General features: G+C 57.3%; 12 protein-coding genes. 11 read left to right on the forward strand and 1 reads right to left on the reverse strand.

All coding sequences use genetic code 11. The features are described 5' to 3' along the window. Positions 1 to 74 precede the first annotated feature (74 nt). The 11 genes from CA85_RS09360 (at position 75) to CA85_RS09410 (ending at position 15,189) form a co-directional block, all read left to right on the forward strand. Positions 75 to 764, forward strand: a complete 690-nt coding sequence (locus CA85_RS09360) for a cytochrome c3 family protein (protein WP_146391085.1) — start codon at positions 75 to 77, stop codon at positions 762 to 764. A 69-nt stretch (positions 765 to 833) separates the two neighbouring features. Then, a complete protein-coding gene (locus tag CA85_RS09365; RefSeq protein WP_146391086.1) occupies positions 834 to 4,247 on the forward strand; it encodes a TAT-variant-translocated molybdopterin oxidoreductase in 3,414 nt (1,137 codons plus the stop codon). A gap of 95 nt (positions 4,248 to 4,342) precedes the next feature. After that, positions 4,343 to 5,761: an NrfD/PsrC family molybdoenzyme membrane anchor subunit gene (gene nrfD / locus CA85_RS09370; protein ID WP_146391087.1), complete on the forward strand. Its 1,419-nt coding sequence runs from the start codon at positions 4,343 to 4,345 to the stop codon at positions 5,759 to 5,761. A 101-nt stretch (positions 5,762 to 5,862) separates the two neighbouring features. Next, complete coding sequence (locus tag CA85_RS09375; RefSeq protein WP_146391088.1) at positions 5,863 to 7,392, forward strand: quinol:electron acceptor oxidoreductase subunit ActD; 1,530 nt, start codon at positions 5,863 to 5,865, stop codon at positions 7,390 to 7,392. A gap of 111 nt (positions 7,393 to 7,503) precedes the next feature. Beyond that, positions 7,504 to 8,760, forward strand: a complete 1,257-nt coding sequence (locus tag CA85_RS09380) for a hypothetical protein (RefSeq protein WP_146391089.1) — start codon at positions 7,504 to 7,506, stop codon at positions 8,758 to 8,760. 62 nt (positions 8,761 to 8,822) lie between these two features. Continuing rightward, the gene (locus CA85_RS09385) at positions 8,823 to 9,125 is read left to right on the forward strand and encodes a hypothetical protein (RefSeq protein ID WP_146391090.1); all 303 of its coding nucleotides are present in this window, start codon (positions 8,823 to 8,825) and stop codon (positions 9,123 to 9,125) included. 98 nt (positions 9,126 to 9,223) lie between these two features. Beyond that, a complete protein-coding gene (locus tag CA85_RS09390; protein WP_146391091.1) occupies positions 9,224 to 10,207 on the forward strand; it encodes an SCO family protein in 984 nt (327 codons plus the stop codon). An 84-nt stretch (positions 10,208 to 10,291) separates the two neighbouring features. Further along, positions 10,292 to 11,458 carry a cytochrome c oxidase subunit II gene (locus CA85_RS09395; RefSeq protein WP_146391092.1) on the forward strand — a complete coding sequence of 389 codons (1,167 nt, stop codon included), beginning with the start codon at positions 10,292 to 10,294 and terminating at the stop codon, positions 11,456 to 11,458. 191 nt (positions 11,459 to 11,649) lie between these two features. Beyond that, complete coding sequence (locus CA85_RS09400) at positions 11,650 to 13,371, forward strand: cytochrome c oxidase subunit I (protein ID WP_146391093.1); 1,722 nt, start codon at positions 11,650 to 11,652, stop codon at positions 13,369 to 13,371. 115 nt (positions 13,372 to 13,486) lie between these two features. After that, positions 13,487 to 14,728 (forward strand): cytochrome c oxidase subunit 3, encoded by a 1,242-nt coding sequence (locus CA85_RS09405; RefSeq protein WP_146391094.1) that lies wholly within the window; start codon positions 13,487 to 13,489, stop codon positions 14,726 to 14,728. 98 nt (positions 14,729 to 14,826) lie between these two features. Continuing rightward, the gene (locus tag CA85_RS09410; RefSeq protein ID WP_146391095.1) at positions 14,827 to 15,189 is read left to right on the forward strand and encodes a cytochrome C oxidase subunit IV family protein; all 363 of its coding nucleotides are present in this window, start codon (positions 14,827 to 14,829) and stop codon (positions 15,187 to 15,189) included. 973 nt (positions 15,190 to 16,162) lie between these two features. On the opposite strand, the gene lysS is transcribed toward CA85_RS09410, so the two are convergent. Then, positions 16,163 to 17,743, reverse strand: coding sequence for a lysine--tRNA ligase (gene lysS, locus CA85_RS09415; protein ID WP_146391096.1), 1,581 nt, complete (start codon positions 17,741 to 17,743; stop codon positions 16,163 to 16,165). Between the last annotated feature and the right edge of the window lie 143 nt (positions 17,744 to 17,886).

Below are 17,886 nucleotides of genomic sequence, written 5' to 3' on the forward strand. Positions count from 1 at the left end.
GTCGAGATGACCTGGTATGCGGTTGAAAACCCCCGACGCGACGCTGTTTAGCCACCGAGTTCATTAGGTCGATCATGAAGCGATTTCTGTTCCCACGATGGGTCAATCCGTTCCTGGGCGTACTCGGCTTAGCTGTACTGGGCGGTCTCGTGTACGCCACCGCTATGGGCGGCTTAGTTACGGACCCGCAAACGCTCAACGTGGGCTACATGCCCACACAACCGGTGCCCTTCAGTCACGCGTTGCACGCGGGCCAGTTGAAGATGGATTGTCGCTACTGCCACAACACCGTCTTCGATGCTGCTCACGCGGCCGTTCCACCGACGGCGACCTGTGTCAATTGCCACGCCCCAGCCGGCGACAATGGCCAACCAGCGACCGCTGCGGTGCACACCGAAAGTGAGCGATTGCAGCCAATTCATGAGAGCTGGAAATCGGGCCGATCGATGGCTTGGAAACGCGTTCACAACCTTCCTGAATTCGTGTATTTCAACCACGCCGCCCACGTCAATTCGGGCGTCAGTTGCAAATCGTGCCACGGCCGGATCGACCAGATGGAAACGGTCTACCAGGCGGAGGAACTGTCGATGGCCTGGTGTATTCAATGTCACCGCAACCCGGACGAACACCTTCGCCCAGTCGAGTTCGTGACCAAGTTGGACTGGGTTCCGCCAGAGGATTGGGATCAAGCGGCATTCGCCAAGGCGCACCGCGAGAAACTCAACATCAATCCTCAAACCCACTGTGCGGTCTGTCACCGCTGAGAAAGCGTTCCGTTTTAGATTCGTCGTCAGCACATCGTTTTTAGCTACCCGCCAGCCATCCTGTAGAATATGACCACCACTTCGCACTCCGATGCTTCCTCCGGCAAAGACGTTTCTGACGCTACTGCAGCGGCCACAACGCCTCGCTATTGGCGCAGTCTGTCTGAGCTCAACGGTGATGAATCGTTCGTGAACGAATTTCTGCATCGTGAGTTCCCCGTAGCTGCCTCGGAGTTCCCTGAGGGAATCTCGCGGCGGCGATGGATGCAATTGATGAGCGCTTCACTCGCGATGGCCGGCGTGGCTGGCTGCCGCTATCCCGAAGAACTGATTGCACCTTTCGTGGTCCGGCCTGCGGGGCGGGTTCCGGGAGAGTCGTATTTTTCGGCAACGAATGTGGAGATCGCTGGCGAAGTTCGCCATCTGTTGGTCCGCTGTGTCGACGGGCGGCCAACCAAGGTGGAGCCGAACACGGAGCACCCCGCCGGCGGTGTGACCGGAACGTACGCTCAGGCCGCGATCCTTGAACTCTATGATCCCGACCGCGCTCGCGGCGAGACCGGTGTCCCGATCCTGCGGACGGGCAAGAAGCGAGTCCCGTCGGACTGGAAGTCGTTCATTAACTATGGAACCGCCCTGGTTCGCTCAGCCGAGCAAGGTGGCCGCTTCGCCGTCGTGATGCCGCCTACGACATCGCCCACCACGCTGCGGATGGTGGCAAAGCTGCAGTCCAAGCTGCCCGAGGCCTCTGTCTGTATCCATGATTCCATCAGCGGTGGCATGATGGGACAAGCCACCAAGGAGGTGTTTGGAAGCGAGGCTCGTCAAAGCTTCGATTTCAGTGATGCCAAGGTGATTGTCTCTATCCAGTCTGACCTGCTCGGCAGCGACGCGGGCGCCGGCGATAACGCGAAGACGTTTGCCAAGACGCGCGATCCGATGACCGGCGAAGCGGATCCCGTCGTTGGTAAGATGAGCCGGCTCTACGTGGCCGAGGGCGGCTACAGCACGACCGGCGCTGCAGCGGACGCGCGGATCGCGATTCGCCCTAGCCAGATGAAGGCTCTCGTCGCCGAACTGGGCCGCCGAATCGAAAAGGCCAAATCAGGAACATTGCCTAAGGCTGCCCTGGCAGTGGAAAATGTTTCCGAGCAAGAGCAAGCGTACAACGAAATCGATCCCCAGGAACGGCTCGAACGATTCCTGGATTCCGCAGCCACTGACCTCGCCGCCGCAGGTGAGAACGGCGTCGTGGTCGTGGGCGAGACGCTCGGGGCGGACCTGATCGCCGCCGGCATCGAGCTCAATTCCCAACTCGGCTCGTTTGGCTCGATCCAGAAATTCACTCCCGTCGCCTCAGCAGCTCTGCAGAATCAAGTCACGCTGGCTGGCCTCGTTGACAAAATCCATTCCGGGGACATCGATCAAGTCCTGATTTTTGACACGAACGTGGTCTACAACTCGCCCGGCGACATCGATTTCACCGAAGCCCTGACACACGTTGACCACTCGATCTATCTCGGCATCTATGACGACGAGACGGGCGAGCAGTGTACCTGGTCGTTGCCCATGGCGCATTCCTTCGAGAGCTGGGGCGATTGCGTCGGGCCGCAAGGACATTACGGCGTCAGCCAACCCCAGATCCTGCCCTTGCTCGGTGGCCAAACACCCGCCGAAGTGCTGGCGGTGATGCTGGACGAAGAGGAGTTCGAAATCGAAAAGCTCGTTCGCCGTACCGCAGACAGCATAACGGGGTCAGCGATCAGCGATCGTCAGTGGCGGAAACTGCTGCACGATGGTTACTCCGATGACGTAATGGTGGATTCCGAAACGCTGCAGCCTCAAGAGACTGCTGTAGAACTGCCCGCCGAGCCGCCTGTCGCCCAATGGGACTACGACGACGAGTCGTTCCACAATCAATTCGACGTGATCTTCACGCCCGCCGAAGGACTCTATGACGGCCGCTTTGCCAACAATGGCTGGCTGCAAGAGATGCCCCAGTCAATCTCGAAGCTGACCTGGGACAACGCGGCGATCATGAGTCCGCGTTCAGCCCAAGCACTCGGCACCAAGCATGGGCTGATGGTGGCGCTGCGTCGCGGCGAAGACACGGTGGAATTGCCTGTCTTTGAAGTTCCTGGCTGTGCACCGGGGGTCGTCTCAGTCGCGATTGGCTACGGCCGTACCCGCGTCGGTATGGTCGGCGGAATGCCCGACGAAGATGTGCCAATGGTTGGCGTGGATGTGTCACCGATCCGCACGAGCGACTCGATGATGTTGGCAGAATCGCTCCAAGCACGGCCCCGGCTCAACGAGTATGAACTCTGTGCTACCCAAGACCACTGGGCGATCGATGAACTCGGACGTGACGAGACCGAGCGACGCAGCTTCACGCTGATTCGCGAAGGCACCACAACGCTGCTGGACAAGTTGCCGGAATTCACATCGGCCAAGGGACCTCACGTTCCGAAGGTGGGCTACGATGGATCGCTGTGGAAGGAGCCGATCAATGAGATCGAGGCAACCCAGAAAAACGTGCCGCAGTGGGGCATGTCGATCGATTTGAGCAAATGCCTTGGCTGCAACGGCTGCGTGATCGCTTGCCAAAGCGAAAACAACGTGCCAATCGTAGGCAAAGAGCAAGTTGGCAATAGCCGTGAGATGCACTGGCTGCGAATCGATCGCTATTTCCAGGGCGACGAGGACAACGCCGATATCGTGCAAGAACCAGTGGCCTGCATGCACTGCGAAACGGCACCCTGTGAACAGGTTTGCCCCGTCGCGGCCACGGTGCACACCGATGAAGGGCTCAACGCGATGGCCTACAACCGCTGCATCGGAACGCGGTACTGCGGCAACAACTGCCCCTTCAAGGTCCGCCGGTTTAACTACTTTAATTACAACGAACAGGTCGGTGTCGGCTATGGAATCGATGCCTACCCCGGCAGCATCGAAGACGCCAGCCGCAAGTTGCAGGCACTCGTGCTCAACCCGGACGTGACTGTCCGCGGCCGGGGCGTGATGGAGAAGTGCACCTACTGTGTCCAGCGCATCGAAGCGGCCAAGATCGATGCTCGCAAAGAGAGTCGCACCTCGGTCGCCGATGGTGCCATCGTCACTGCCTGCCAAGCTGCCTGCCCGACCGGCGCGATCGAGTTCGGTAATATCGCCGATCCAGAATCGCGTGTTTCCAAGGCCAAGGCGGACATTCGTAGCTATGGGATGCTAGGCCAGCTCAACATCAAGCCACGGACGAGTTACCTGTCGCGGATCCGCAACACGCCGGCCGCTTTGATGACGCGAGCTCAGCTCAATGATCTGGCCGAACTCGAAGCCCCCCACCATGGGCACGATGAACATGGCGAAGACGGGCACTCCGATGGCCACGGTCAGGAAGGTTCCGATCACCACGACTCGGAGCACGATGACGCTGGCCATCAAGCTCGCCGCAAGCAAGTTCGGTACATGTTGCCAATTGTTTAGTCGCTCTTGGAGAAGCGGCCAGGCCGCGCTCTGACAACGATCTTTCGCAGCACTGATTTTTAATACTTCGCACTTTTAACTTCCCACTTCGTCTCATGTCGCTCGCAGTCTCCAACGGTTTGGACAATACCGTCGAACGCCCCGGCCAGCGTGCTCCGCTCGTGCTGGGTAATTCGACGTTCCATTCGATTACCGAATCGGTTTGCCGAATCTCCGAGAACCCGCCATCGAAGTTGTGGGTGTTCAGCTTCCTCGTGTCGGTTCACCTGGCCACGATGTTGGGTCTCTGCATCTTGTACCTGTTTTATACGGGTGTCGGTGTGTGGGGAAACCGCAGCCCCGTGTTCTGGGGTTGGCCGATTGTGAACTTCGTGTTCTGGGTCGGTATCGGCCACGCCGGGACGCTGATTAGCGCGATTTTGTACCTATTCCGCCAGGAATGGCGAACGAGTATCAACCGGACCGCCGAGGCGATGACGATCTTCGCTGTCGTTTGCGCGGGAACCTTCCCTGGTATTCACGTGGGACGTGCTTGGCTCGCATTTTGGTTGGCTCCCTACCCCAGCTTGAATTTGTGGATGTGGCCTCAATTCCGCAGCCCGCTGCTGTGGGACGTTTTCGCGGTCAGCACCTATGCAACGGTGTCCTTGCTCTTTTGGTACATGGGGATGGTGCCCGACTTGGCAACTTTCCGCGATCGATCCAAGAATCCATTTCGCCGCGCCGTCTACGGCGTCCTGGCGCTGGGTTGGAGCGGTTCGTCGCGGCACTGGATGCGATACGAAAAGGCCTACGCGTTGCTGGCGGCATTCGCCGCGCCGCTCGTCCTTTCGGTGCACACGATCGTGTCCTTTGACTTCGCGGTTTCCCAGGTCCCGGGTTGGCACACAACGATCTTCCCGCCCTACTTCGTAGCGGGTGCTATTTTCTCCGGTTTTGCCATGGTGATCACACTGATGGTGCCAGCGAGAAAGATCTTCTCGATTGAGAAGCTAATCACGATTCGCCACCTAGAGAACATGTGCAAGATCATCCTGACGACAGGATTGATGGTGGGGCTCGCCTACGGCACTGAGTTCTTCGTGGCCTGGTATAGCCAGGTGGGTGAAGAAGCATTCGCGTTTGTGAACCGGGCGATGGGACCGTATTGGTGGGCGTACTGGATCATGATTTCCTGCAACGTGATTTCACCCAATGTGTTTTGGTTTAAGAAGGCCCGCACGACCCCGTGGATCATGTTCGTCGTTTCCATCTTTGTGAATATTGGGATGTGGTTCGAACGGTTTGTGATTACCTGCACGAGTTTGTCACGCGACTATCTGCCGAGTGCCTGGGCGTACTTCTCGCCGACTTGGGTGGACTGGGCGATGCTGATCGGGTCGTTCGGTCTGTTTTTCACGCTGTTCCTACTGTTCTGCCGATTGATGCCGATCGTCAACATGGCTGAGACCAAGGCGACCCTGGCCAAGGAGATGCACATGGCTCATCAAGACGATACAGCGACGCCTATTTAGAACCGCATCGATAGCGAGAGTTCGCCCCTTGGTTGAATTGACTTTCGCAACACTTTTTCATCCATTCACTTTTATCCAGTTTGCTCCCGACGGCTCATCCCATGTCAACACCTAAAACTCCACCGAAAGCGGTCGATGACGATAACGTCGTGCATGGCGTGGTTGCGGAGTTCACCGACGTCAGTTCGCTGTTGGCGGCCTGCGAGCGGGTCCGTGACGCAGGCTACACCAAGGCCGATGCGTTCGCACCTTTCCCTGTCCACGGGATCGACAAGGCGTTGGGCATCAAACCCACGGTGCTGCCTTGGATTGCTCTCGCCGCTGGCGGTATCGGGACCTGCACGGCCCTAGCAATGCAGATCTGGATGAACGGCATTGACTATCAATACATCATCTCGGGCAAGCCCTTCATTTCGCTTCCGGCGTCCATTCCGGTTGCCTTTGAGCTGACGATTCTGTTCGCTTCCTTTGCGACGTTTTTTGGCATGTGGGCGCTCAACGGTTTGCCGCGATTCAGCAATCCGATATTCACGAGCCCTCGTTTTGACCGGGCCACCGACGACACGTTCTTCTTGTTCTTGGACGCCAAGGACAACCGCTTCGACGAAGCCGGTGCCAAGTCCTTCTTGGCGGACCTCGGTGGCGACTTCATTGAGGTCGTCAAAGAAGACGACTCACCGAAATCGATTCCGAAGTTCCTGTTGATCGGGCTCGCCCTGTTGATCAGCTTTTCACTGATTCCCGCCTTGCTCGTCGCCCGCATGCGAGTGACCAAGAGCACGTCGCCGCGAATCCATATCTTCCCCGATATGGACTTCTCGCCTGCGAAGGATATGCAGCAAACGTCGACTCTGTTTGCGGACGGACGGGCGATGCGTCCAGACGTCCCCGGGACCGTCCACCGCGGCGAAATGATCTGGGACTTGGATTTTCAAACCGGCATCGAGCTGGAGAAACTTGCCCAGACCGATGCTCCGCGAGTACGCCGACTCGTCGCGATGGTGCAGTCGGATGTGGAAGTCGGTGGAGACGAGCAAGCCGCTGACGCAGCGGACGCCGGCGAGGAGACGAGCAGCGAACCGGCTGAGGAAGCATCCAGCGACGGTGAGTCCGACGAAGACGCCAACCCGACTGCGCTAACGCCTGCTGCAGGTCCAGAGGTCGATACGACGCCATGGCTCAGCGAGAACCCGCTGCCACTGACCGACGCGGTCCTACGTCGTGGCCAGACGATGTTTGGAGTTTACTGCTCGACCTGCCACGGGATGAACGGCAATGGCGACGGACTGGTCAATCGACGTGCTCAGCGGATTCTAGCAACGACCTGGACACCCCCATCGAACCTGCACGATGAGACACTTTTCGAAGACGCCTATCCCGATGGGAAACTGTTCAGCACGATCAGCAACGGCATCCGCAAAATGCCAGGCTATCGGGCTCAAATTGGTGCCGAGGATCGGTGGGCGATCGTCGCCTACGTGCGGGCCCTGCAGGCCAGCCAAGACGCGACTCTCGAGGACGTGCCCGAAGCCCAACGAGCGACCATTGAGAAGGAACAAACTGATGTCAAAGCTGCCCTTGAGAAAGCGGCAGCTGAGGCTGAGGCCAAAGCCAAAGAGTCTTCGACCTAGAAGACGACCGATACGGCCTGGTGACCACGCCGCAGCAAAGTGCTGAAGTAGTTGCCACCGGCTGCCCACCCCCGTTTTTCGATAACGATTCCCAACCTTCACTCGATTCCCATGTCTCATCACCACGCAGTCGCTCCCAAGCCCGCTGATGACCCGGCATTCACGATGCCGGCGATGCTTTCAGGGCTGTCACTTCCACTTTGCGTTGTCGGTTTGATCGCTCTGGTCGGTGGCACGTTTTTGGGCTCGAGTGCAGTCGGCGGCCGATTCGGCATGTCCGCCTACCTGACGGCGTACATGTACGCGATGACGATCGCGATCGGTGCGATGTTTTTCGTGCTGATCCAGCACCTCGTTCGAGCGGGCTGGAGCGTGGTCGTTCGCCGTGTTGCGGAACTGATCATGATTATGGTCGTTCCACTGGCGGTGCTCTTCATTCCGATCGGCTGGGCCGTTTGGACTGGGTCGCTCTACGTCTGGACTGATGCTGCGGGATACCAAGCCGAACATCACATCCCCGCTGACGCGTGGGCCGAGAAGATTCGCTGGCTCAACCCGCAGTGGTTCACGCTCCGCGCCTGCGTTTACCTCGGAGTTTACTGCCTGATTGGTTGTTGGTATTACTCCAAGAGCCAGCGTCAGGATCAGACCGGCGAAGTCACTTTGACCGAATCAATGCAGGCTCGCGGTGGTCCGGCGATTATCCTGTTCGCCCTCTGCACGTCCTTGCTCGCTGCGGACTGGGTGATGAGCCTGGCGCCGATGTGGTTCTCGACCATGTTCGGTGTCTATATTTTTGCTGGCAGTATTTTGTCGGCTCACTGTGCGATCGCCCTGCTCAGCTTCGTCCTGCAGAAACAAGGTGCGATGCGGGATGAAGTCACAATCGAACACTACCACGATTTGGGGAAACTCATCCACGGCTTCGTTTGCTTCTGGGCCTATATCGCCTTCAGCCAATACATGCTGATCTGGTACGCGAACATTCCAGAGGAAACCGTCTGGTTCTTCACACGGTATCCTGGCTTCTCAGAAGATTTTGGACCGATCTCGATTGCCTTGATGGTCCTGCACTTCGGCGTTCCCTTCCTCGGCATCATGAGCCGCCATGTGCGGCGAACGCCGTGGGCCGTTGCGGCTTGGGCAACCTACATCCTCGTGCTGCACTTTGTCGATCTGTACTGGGCCATCATGCCCGAGGCAACTGTCGGATCGGGTGGCGCAATGGGCGTGCTGGCGAGCGTGTTGACCGTCCTTGGCATGGTGTGTCTGATGCTGGGACTGATCGTCATAGTGGGTGCTCGCACTCGCCTGATCCCCGTCCGCGACCCGCGTTTGGCCGAGTCGCTGGCTTTTGAAAACATCTAATTCGCCTCGTTTTAACCTCACCTTTCACTTTTCACTTTTCACCTCTCGACTCATAATTTCCTATGGCTGCCTACGACGATATCAATGGCAAACGTCTCGCACTGGTCAGTGTGATCTCGATCGTGGTGACTGCGGTTACCGTGTTAGCGGTACAGGTGATCTATTTCGCCATGGCTGACTTGGTCGATTCGGAAAAGATCCGTAATTCTGCCTACACCCGCTCCAACCTTGTGTTGGAAGCACAATCTGAGCAACTGACCAGTTACGGAGTCAATCCTGAGAACGGCAACATCACGGTGCCGATCAGCGAATCGATGAAAAAATTGGTTCGTGAATCCGAAAACGCGCATAATGAATCTACCTAGCTGATCGAAGGAACCCATTGATCTGGCGACTGCCGCTTGCCACTCGCTTCGGCTGACCAACTCACTGCCCATTTGAGACACCGTCCCCCACTGCACCCATGTCCACATCCCATCCCTCTCGTTTACCGCTGCTCGCAGGCTTTGGCTTGGCGTTGTTGGCGCTGCTCGCTGCCCAGGTGGCTGGTGGCTCACGAGTGTGGGCTCAACCGGCTCCGGGAATCATGGAGGATGGCGCTGCAGACGTGGTTCTCAACGATCGGGTGCCCCGCGATGCTCGCGATGTGACGGTCAAGCAGAATTTGGGCGACACGGTGAGCAAGGACTTGCCTCTGATCGACTCGCAAGGTGAGCGTGTCACGCTCGGCGACTATCTCGATGGGGAACTGCCGCTGATTCTGACGCTGAATTACAGCAATTGCCCAATGCTATGCAATGTCCAGCTCAATCAGCTCGCTCAATCGCTCGAGAAGGGTGGGTTGAAGATTGGAGAAGATTTCCGCTGCATCAGCATCAGCATCGATCCGAGCGAAACCGAGGAGCGGCTGCAAGAGACCAAAGCTCGCTATGTCGAACAGCTCCCCTCGCACGAGGCAGCCGAAGCGGGCTGGGCATTTTGTCGCACAAGCCAAAAAGTGATCGATCAATTAGCCACAGAAGTTGGATTTTCGTATAATTACAACGAAGCGACCAAAGAGTATGCTCACCCCGCTTTTCTCGCATTCCTGACGCCCGAGGGTGTCATCACGCGGTATTCGCTGGGGGTCGCGTTTCCTCCCGACCAGATGGAGTTGGCGCTCGTCGAGGCTGGCCAAGGAAAGATCGGTAGTTTTATCGATCAATTCGTGCTGCTGTGCTACTCCTACGATCCCGAGGCGAACAGTTACGTGCCCCAGGCATGGAAGATTATGCGGTTGGGCGGTGCGGCGACCTTGCTGCTGCTGGCAATTGCTCTGGTGCCGTATTGGTTAGGCCGCAAAGGAAATGCGGCGCGTAAAAAATTCAACAACGAACATGCCGGCGAACCGGCTCCGGCAGCCGACGGCACCACGCCGCTCAAACCGACCCAATGGTTTGGCGGCTGACGCTGAGACGACCCAGGTGAAATAGCCTGACACACTGACATTCCCTTCATTGATACCTTTGACAACCACTTTGGTTGGATGACTATGATCCCGGCACTTACCACCATGACGCTTGCCCTGCCGTTGCTCGCGGACCACCACGATAGCTTCTGGTTTCCTGATCAAGCCTCTACGTTTGCGGCCGGAGTTGACTGGGTCTACGACATGATCCTGTACATCTCGCTCGCTTTCTTCATTCCGATGATGGCGTTCACAGCGTACTCGATCGTCAAATACAAAAAGAAACGGGGAGAACGCGCCGAGAGCCAGGTCACTCACAACACGCCACTGGAACTCGCTTGGTCCATCGGCCCTTCGTTCGTACTGGTGTGGATGTTCATCCAGGGCTCCATTTCTTACCTTGACATGCGAACACCTCCGGAGGGTTCTTACGACATCGGCGTGCAGTCCCAGAAATGGAAGTTCATCATGGATTACGGTGGGGGCACCTTCCATGACGAATTGCATGTCGTCAAAGATGAGCCGACAAAGCTTTCCATGCGTAGCACGGACGTGATTCACGCGCTGTTCATTCCAGCCTTTCGAGTGAAGAAAGACATCGTCCCCGGTCGCTACAACTATCTATGGTTCCAAGCCACCATCGCTAGCGAAAAGGTCTCTGACGAGGAACTCGCTAAAGCGAAGAAGCAAAGCGAGGGCGGCGGAACTTGGGACTACGACAAATACCAATTCACTCCCGATGGCTATCGCTTCTACGACCTGTACTGCGCGGAATATTGTGGCACCGACCACTCTGAAATGCAGACAGCTGTTGTCGTGCACGAAACGCAAGCCGAACTGGATGAGTGGATCAAAGCGAACAGCTCGCGCGGCGACGTCTCGATGGTGCAGTGGGGCGAGACGCTCTTCAACCGTCGCGGATGTGCCGGATGCCACTCCATCGACGGAACCAAGGATGGATTCACCGGCCCCTCGTTCAAAGACGTATACGGGTCCAGCCACGCGATGGTGTCTGGCGAAGAATTGTTGGCCGACGATAATTACATTCGCGAATCGATCCTGGACCCGAAGGCGCAGGTCGTTGCTGGTTACTCACCCGTGATGCCGACGTTCAAGGGTCAACTCAGTGATGATGATATCGCCTCGATTATCGAGTTCCTCAAGACACTCAGTGTCAACGGTGAGGCAGCCGATGATGCCGAGGCCGCAGACGCCGAAACCAGTAGCACCGAGACGACACCCGCTTCGTAATTTTGCGAAGCTACCCAGCAAGCCTAACCGAGAACGGATCTAACCCTCTCCGGCTAGGCTCAAAGACACACTAACCACACGGCCGCTTTCAATTCCGCGAGCACTCTTCTTTACCGGAGTGAAGCCCAGCGAGTTTGAACGTCAGCCGATACCAATTCAAATCGATCGCCCTTACTTAGGACACCCCTCCCATGTCCACCGCCGTGACCATCCGTGACCCTGGTTACCCAACCGATCGCGAAAACTATCTGACGAACTCCTCTGGAATCCTGAGCTGGATTTTCACGCTCGATCACAAACGGATCGGGATGATGTACCTGGCCGGTGTGGTGGCCTCGTTCATCGTCGGTGGCTTGCTCGCGTTGGGAATTCGCGTGCACCTGCTACGCCCCGATGGCGTGCTGTTCACCGGACCGGAAGGCAACAATATCTACAACCAGGTCTTCACCCTGCACGGTGCGATCATGGTGTTCCTGTTCATCATCCCGAGCATCCCGGCGGCGTTGGGGAACTTCCTCGTCCCGATCATGCTGGGGGCAAAGGACGTGGCCTTTCCCCGGCTGAACTTGAGCAGTTTCTATCTGTGGTGCGCCGGAGCGGTATTCTTCGTATCGGCCCTCCTGAGCAGTGGACTCGATACTGGCTGGACCTTCTACACGCCCTACAGCACGACGACCGATACGTCGGTGATTCTCGCGACCCTGGGAGCCTTTATCTTGGGCTTCAGTTCGATCTTTACCGGTTTGAACTTCATCGTCACGATCAACACAATGCGGCCACCAGGCATGACCTGGTTCAAAATGCCACTGTTTCTGTGGGCGACCTATGCAACGAGCATCATCCAAGTCCTGGCGACGCCCGTGCTCGGCATCACGCTGTTGTTGCTGATCGCTGAACGAACCATGCACGTGGGGATTTTTGACCCGGAATACAACGGCGACCCGGTCACCTACCAACACTTCTTCTGGTTCTACAGCCACCCGGCCGTTTATATCATGATTTTGCCAGCATTCGGCGTCATCAGTGAATTGATCAGTGTCAACAGTCACAAACATATCTTCGGCTATCGTTTCATCGCGTATTCGTCGATCGCGATTGCCCTGCTCGGCTTCCTTGTCTGGGGACACCACCTGTTCACCTCGGGGATGAGCTCACTGACCACGATCGTCTTTTCTGCGTTGACTTTCACGGTTTCCATCCCATCGGCGATCAAGGTATTCAACTGGATCGCAACGATGTACAAGGGATCGATCAGTCTGACGACGCCGATGTGTTATGCGATCTCGTTTGTGTTCCTGTTCACGATCGGTGGATTGACCGGTCTGTTCCTGGGCACGTTGGCGACGGACCTGCACCTTCACGACACCTATTTCGTCGTCGCACACTTTCACTACGTGATGGTCGGGGGCACGCTGATCGCATTCTTGGGCGGGGTGTTCCATTGGTGGCCGAAGATGGTCGGCAAAATGTACAACGACATGCATGGCCGCATCGCTGCACTCTTGGTCTTCCTGGGCTTCAACCTTACCTTCCTGCCTCAATTTTTACTGGGTAGCCGCGGCATGCCACGCCGGTATGCGACCTACGATCCGGAGTTTGCGTTCCTGCATCAAATGAGCACCTATGGTGCCTTGTTGCTCGGATGTGGTCTGCTCTACGCCTTGGTCGTGCTGATGATTTCATTGGCCAAGGGAAAACGAGCTCCTGCGAACCCTTGGGGCGGTATCACGCTCGAGTGGACCTGCACCAGCCCACCGCCGTATTACAACTTTGAGCGTCCGCCAATCGTGGGAGATCCATACGATTTCCACAACGTTGAGTGGGACGCTGAAGGCGAGCGATACGTTCTGACGGAACCCGAGCGCAAGCTGGCTCCCGAAGAGACGCCGAGCGAACAACCCGCTCACCACTAAAGCGATTCTTTCCTACTCAGCGGCGATCCACTTGGGCATCGCCTCCTCATTTCCTCGATATATCAACTGCGTTCGCCCATGATTTGGGCGGTTACCTCGCGAACGGTTTCGGCACATGGCAACCATCGACACACTTTCTCCTGAACCTGAAGCTCATGACGACCATGGTCATGACCATGATCATCCCCCATGGCTTGCCCACCACTTCGACACGCCCGAACAGCAGTTCGATAGTGGGAAATTGGGGATTTGGTTGTTTCTGGTGACGGAAATCCTGTTCTTCAGTGGCATGTTCTGCGCTTACGCGATGTTTCGCATGCTTCGCCCCGAAATTTTCGAAGGATCGAGCCAGTTCCTCGATACGAAACTCGGCGCGATCAATACGGGCGTGCTGCTGTTCAGTTCGTTGACGATGGCGTGGGCAGTCCGCTGTTCTCAGACTGGAGAGCACAAAAAGCTCGTCGTGATGATCGCCAGCACGCTGTCCTGTGCGATGGTTTTCCTCGGCGTCAAAACGATCGAGTACTCCCACAAATGGGGCATGGGGCTGCTATTCCCCGGGGCCTATTTTTACGACGAGAACAACCCACACCCGACCACGGAGCAACTCGTTTCCCAGCACGGGTTCTCTGAGAATACGGCGTACTTCCTCACCCACAGCATCTACTTTCTCTGCGCACCCTTCCTGCTACTCTTGGTTGGTGTCGTCATCTGGGCGATCATTGCCAAGGTCAAGAAGAACGACTTTCAATTTGCCGTCGCCAAGCCCCTGGTGGTTGTCTGTTTGAGTTTCTTCGGCGGTGTTGGGCTGGGCATGATCCTCACCGGTAGCGAGGAACACGCTGAAGGATCGCACGTCGCTGCCGCTCACCACGACGCTGGCGAGCATGACCATGCTGGCGCAGGAGAGGCGACCGAGAGTATCGCTGCGACCTATACCGAACCAACGACTTTCAATCCCGCAAGCGATGACGCCGCAGTGGAACTGCTCGCCGAGAGCGACCTCAATACCGGTGCGAAGGCGATGCTGCTGGCACAAGAGAAGCAAGCCGAGCTCGCTTCAGGCAGAGTGGTTGCTCCGGGTGAAGACGTGGACATGGGCATCGAGCGCATCGAGCGCGGGGTCGAGACGAAACGCCAAGCCGGCGTGTTCTTCGGGATCTACTACTGCATGACCGGTGTCCACGCGATTCACATCCTGGGCGGGATCGGTGTGCTGGTCTGGCTATTGGTGCGAGCGATCCGGCACGATTTCAATCGGCAATACTTTGGCCCCGTGGATTACGTTGGCCTGTACTGGCACTTGGTCGACTTGATCTGGATCTACCTGTTCCCACTGCTCTACCTGATTCGCTGAGCCAGACGTGGACGACGTCTCGCTGGCACTGGCCTGCCCGCGAGAGCCACCTGAGCTTACTCTCCCTATCCACCTATTTCCGATTCGATAACAAACCCATGGCTACTCACGGACACTCCGACGACGGCACCGACTTCGCCCACCCGCTGCCCGTTTGGCTGCTGCTGACGGTGTTTTTCGCGTTGGTATTCCTGACCATCATTACCGTTGCCCAGTCCAACCTTAATCTTGGTAGCTACGACATTGCTGTCGTGATGTTGATCGCTACGATGAAGGCCGCTTTGGTAGGCGCGTTCTTCATGCACCTGGCCTACGACAAGCCCTTCAACGTGATCGTATTCTTGTCGTCGTTCGTCTTCGTGGCGTTGTTCGTGATCATCACGCTCAGCGATAGCAAGCTGACGTCACCCTCGTTTGAACCCAAGTTCGACGAACCGGCCACTGGGGAACTCGAACGCTAGGGACGTCGGACAAAATTTTTTCGGGTCAATAAGTCGACGGCACGAGCCTGGGCTGTTCAATCATTGGGGTTGACGCTCGATTGGGCCTGGGCAAGTTCTTGACTTTCTCCCTCTCCGATTGAAGTAAGTAGGGCCGGTTCCCACCGGCCATCCCCTGGGCGTTCATTGGCAGAAGAGCGAACGGGCGGCTCGTCGGTAATGGCCCCGCCAAGTGAGTCGACGAACCGGCGCATATGGCCGGTAGAACCGGCCCTACATCGTGTCGAGCGTCTGCATCCTCCTTTCATGTTTTTTGGCTGATGACGTGCTCGGAGTGTTTGTCATTCGCCGTTTTGCAGAAACCAACGGCGAATGACAAACGCGCAGAGCACGCAGGTCAATCGCCTCGCTCGCTCGTAAGGCCGCTTTGGGCAGTAAGTAGGGCCGGTTCCCACCGGCCATCCGCTGGGCGTTCATTGGCAGAAGAGCGACCCTGCGGCTCGTCGGTAATGGCCCCGCCAAGTGAGTCGACGAACCGGCGCATATGGCCGGTAGAACCGGCCCTACGTCGTGTCGAGCGTCTACACCCAGCTTCGCAGAAGACGCTCGCGGTGAACATGCCGAAGAATGAGGGCTGGCTCGCGTAGCGGCCAACGGGAGCGGCTTTGGCCGGGGCAGTCTCTACCTCTCAGCCAGAAGCGGCTCAATGTGTCAGGGAGTGCCGGGATAAAGCCGGTTTTGGATAGAGAATGAGAGTTTCTTACGAAGAACGACTAGCCACCGACTTCGGCCTCTGGCGGAGGCGCGACTGCGGTAACAATGTTGTGCTGAGCGTCCGTACCAGGGAAATCGCAGGCAAGCTATTGAGCTCCGAAATCAGCCTTTTCGCTCGCCGAGGGTGAAAACAGGTCAGAGATCAACTCGATGAAAATCAACCGAGATGGGTCGCAAGCCGACAGCTTGAACAGCCCAGCGTAGCGTCAGCTACGGTGTGTCACTCTGGACGCAGGATTGGGAACAGAATCACGTCCCGGATCGACTTGCTGTTGGTCAACACCATCACCAGGCGATCGATACCGATCCCCAAACCGCCTGCAGGCGGCATCGCATAACGCAGAGCGCGGACGAAGTCGTGGTCCATCTTGGCCATCGAATCCTCGTCATCCAAACCCGCGAGCTGGGTTTGAAACAGCTCTTCCTGCAGATCGGGGTCGTTCAGTTCCGTGTAGGCATTGGCGAGTTCCATGCCGCAGATAAACAGCTCGAACCGTTCAGCGATCTCAGGATTGTCGCGTTTTCGCTTCGTCAGCGGGCAGATGCTCGCGGGATAGTCGATGACGAAGATGGGGCCATCGAGCGAGTCCTCGACCTTTTCCTCGAAGATCTCGTTACGCACAACATCGGGATGCTTGCCAGTCGTTTCGATCTTCAGACGTCCCGCGAGCTCCATCACCGCGTCCTGGTCGGCTGGATCGATGCCGGTGGCCTTCTCGAACAACTCCGCGTAAGTCGCTCGTTTGAACGGCGGGGTGAAGTCGACCTCTTGCCCATTGTACTGGCGTTTGTACCCGCCACCGATCTTGTCGATCGCCTCGCAGATCAGGCGTTCGGTCAACTCCATCATCGACTCGTAGTCACCGTAGGCCTGGTAGATTTCGATCATCGTGAATTCTGGGTTGTGCCGGGGCGACAAACCCTCGTTGCGATAGACGCGTCCCATTTCATAGACCCGCTCCATCCCGCCGACCATCAATCGCTTGAGGTGCAGTTCAAGTGCGATTCTCATCGTCAGCCCCATGTCGAGGGCATTGTGATGCGTTTCAAAAGGCCGCGCCGCAGCACCACCTGGGATCGTATGCAGAGTCGGCCCCTCGACTTCGCAGAAACCGCGTTCATCGAGTGTCGATCGCACACTTTTGACGATTTTGGTGCGGTCGAGGAACGTCTGCATCACACCATCGTTGAACGCGAGATCCGCATACCGCATCCGCTGCCGCAGATCGGCATTGGTCATGCCCGCGTGCTTTTCGGGCGGCACCTCGAGCATCTTGGAAAGTAGAAAGAGTTTCTCGGCGAAGACGGTCAATTCACCGGTATTGGTCCGCCCCAAACGGCCTTCGATACCAATCAAATCTCCCAGATCGAATAGCTTCGCCAGTTCAAAGCTTTCCTCGCCGACTTGTTTCTTGCCGACAAAGATCTGAATGTCGCCCGTCCAGTCTCTTAGATTCATGAAGATCAGCTTGCCCGTGGGTCGGGCCAGCATAATCCGCCCCGCTACCCGCACCGTTGGACCGACTTCTTCGCCGGGGCCATGATCAGTCTTCCACTGGCGATAATCCAGTTCAGGGCTCTCCATGTCCGGCAACTCGAGCGACTCACCCGCTTGCGTGACGAAGCGAACCTCGCTGCCCCGTTGGCGGCATTCCTTGACGAGTTGCCGATCATCAAACCGCTGCCCGTAAGGATCGATTCCCCGTTTGACAATCTCCTCGAGTTTATGTCGCCGCGCCGCATGCGGGTCGGTCAAATCGGGATGGGAGCTACCAGAGGACTGAGAGGGTGAGTTAGCCACAGCGGATCGGATGGTTCGGAAAAGGGAGCGGAAACGAGTCGAGTCAATCGGCCCTGATTGTGGATTTCGGCGCCGGTCAACGCAAGCCGAGGCAAAATGCGCCCTAGCGGAACCGGCGTCTTTGCGTCAAACTAGCCACTCTC

It is taken from the genome of Allorhodopirellula solitaria, assembly GCF_007859855.1.
GTDB classification, from domain to species: Bacteria; Planctomycetota; Planctomycetia; order Pirellulales; family Pirellulaceae; genus Rhodopirellula; species Rhodopirellula solitaria.

What these genes read in the sequence shown, in the direction of transcription:
- CA85_RS09360 (WP_146391085.1), top strand. Translation starts at nt 75, where the DNA reads ATGAAGCGATTTCTGTTCCCACGATGGGTCAATCCGTTCCTGGGCGTA.
- CA85_RS09365 (WP_146391086.1), top strand. Translation starts at nt 834, where the DNA reads ATGACCACCACTTCGCACTCCGATGCTTCCTCCGGCAAAGACGTTTCT.
- nrfD (WP_146391087.1), top strand. Translation starts at nt 4,343, where the DNA reads ATGTCGCTCGCAGTCTCCAACGGTTTGGACAATACCGTCGAACGCCCC.
- CA85_RS09375 (WP_146391088.1), top strand. Translation starts at nt 5,863, where the DNA reads ATGTCAACACCTAAAACTCCACCGAAAGCGGTCGATGACGATAACGTC.
- CA85_RS09380 (WP_146391089.1), top strand. Translation starts at nt 7,504, where the DNA reads ATGTCTCATCACCACGCAGTCGCTCCCAAGCCCGCTGATGACCCGGCA.
- CA85_RS09385 (WP_146391090.1), top strand. Translation starts at nt 8,823, where the DNA reads ATGGCTGCCTACGACGATATCAATGGCAAACGTCTCGCACTGGTCAGT.
- CA85_RS09390 (WP_146391091.1), top strand. Translation starts at nt 9,224, where the DNA reads ATGTCCACATCCCATCCCTCTCGTTTACCGCTGCTCGCAGGCTTTGGC.
- CA85_RS09395 (WP_146391092.1), top strand. Translation starts at nt 10,292, where the DNA reads ATGATCCCGGCACTTACCACCATGACGCTTGCCCTGCCGTTGCTCGCG.
- CA85_RS09400 (WP_146391093.1), top strand. Translation starts at nt 11,650, where the DNA reads ATGTCCACCGCCGTGACCATCCGTGACCCTGGTTACCCAACCGATCGC.
- CA85_RS09405 (WP_146391094.1), top strand. Translation starts at nt 13,487, where the DNA reads ATGGCAACCATCGACACACTTTCTCCTGAACCTGAAGCTCATGACGAC.
- CA85_RS09410 (WP_146391095.1), top strand. Translation starts at nt 14,827, where the DNA reads ATGGCTACTCACGGACACTCCGACGACGGCACCGACTTCGCCCACCCG.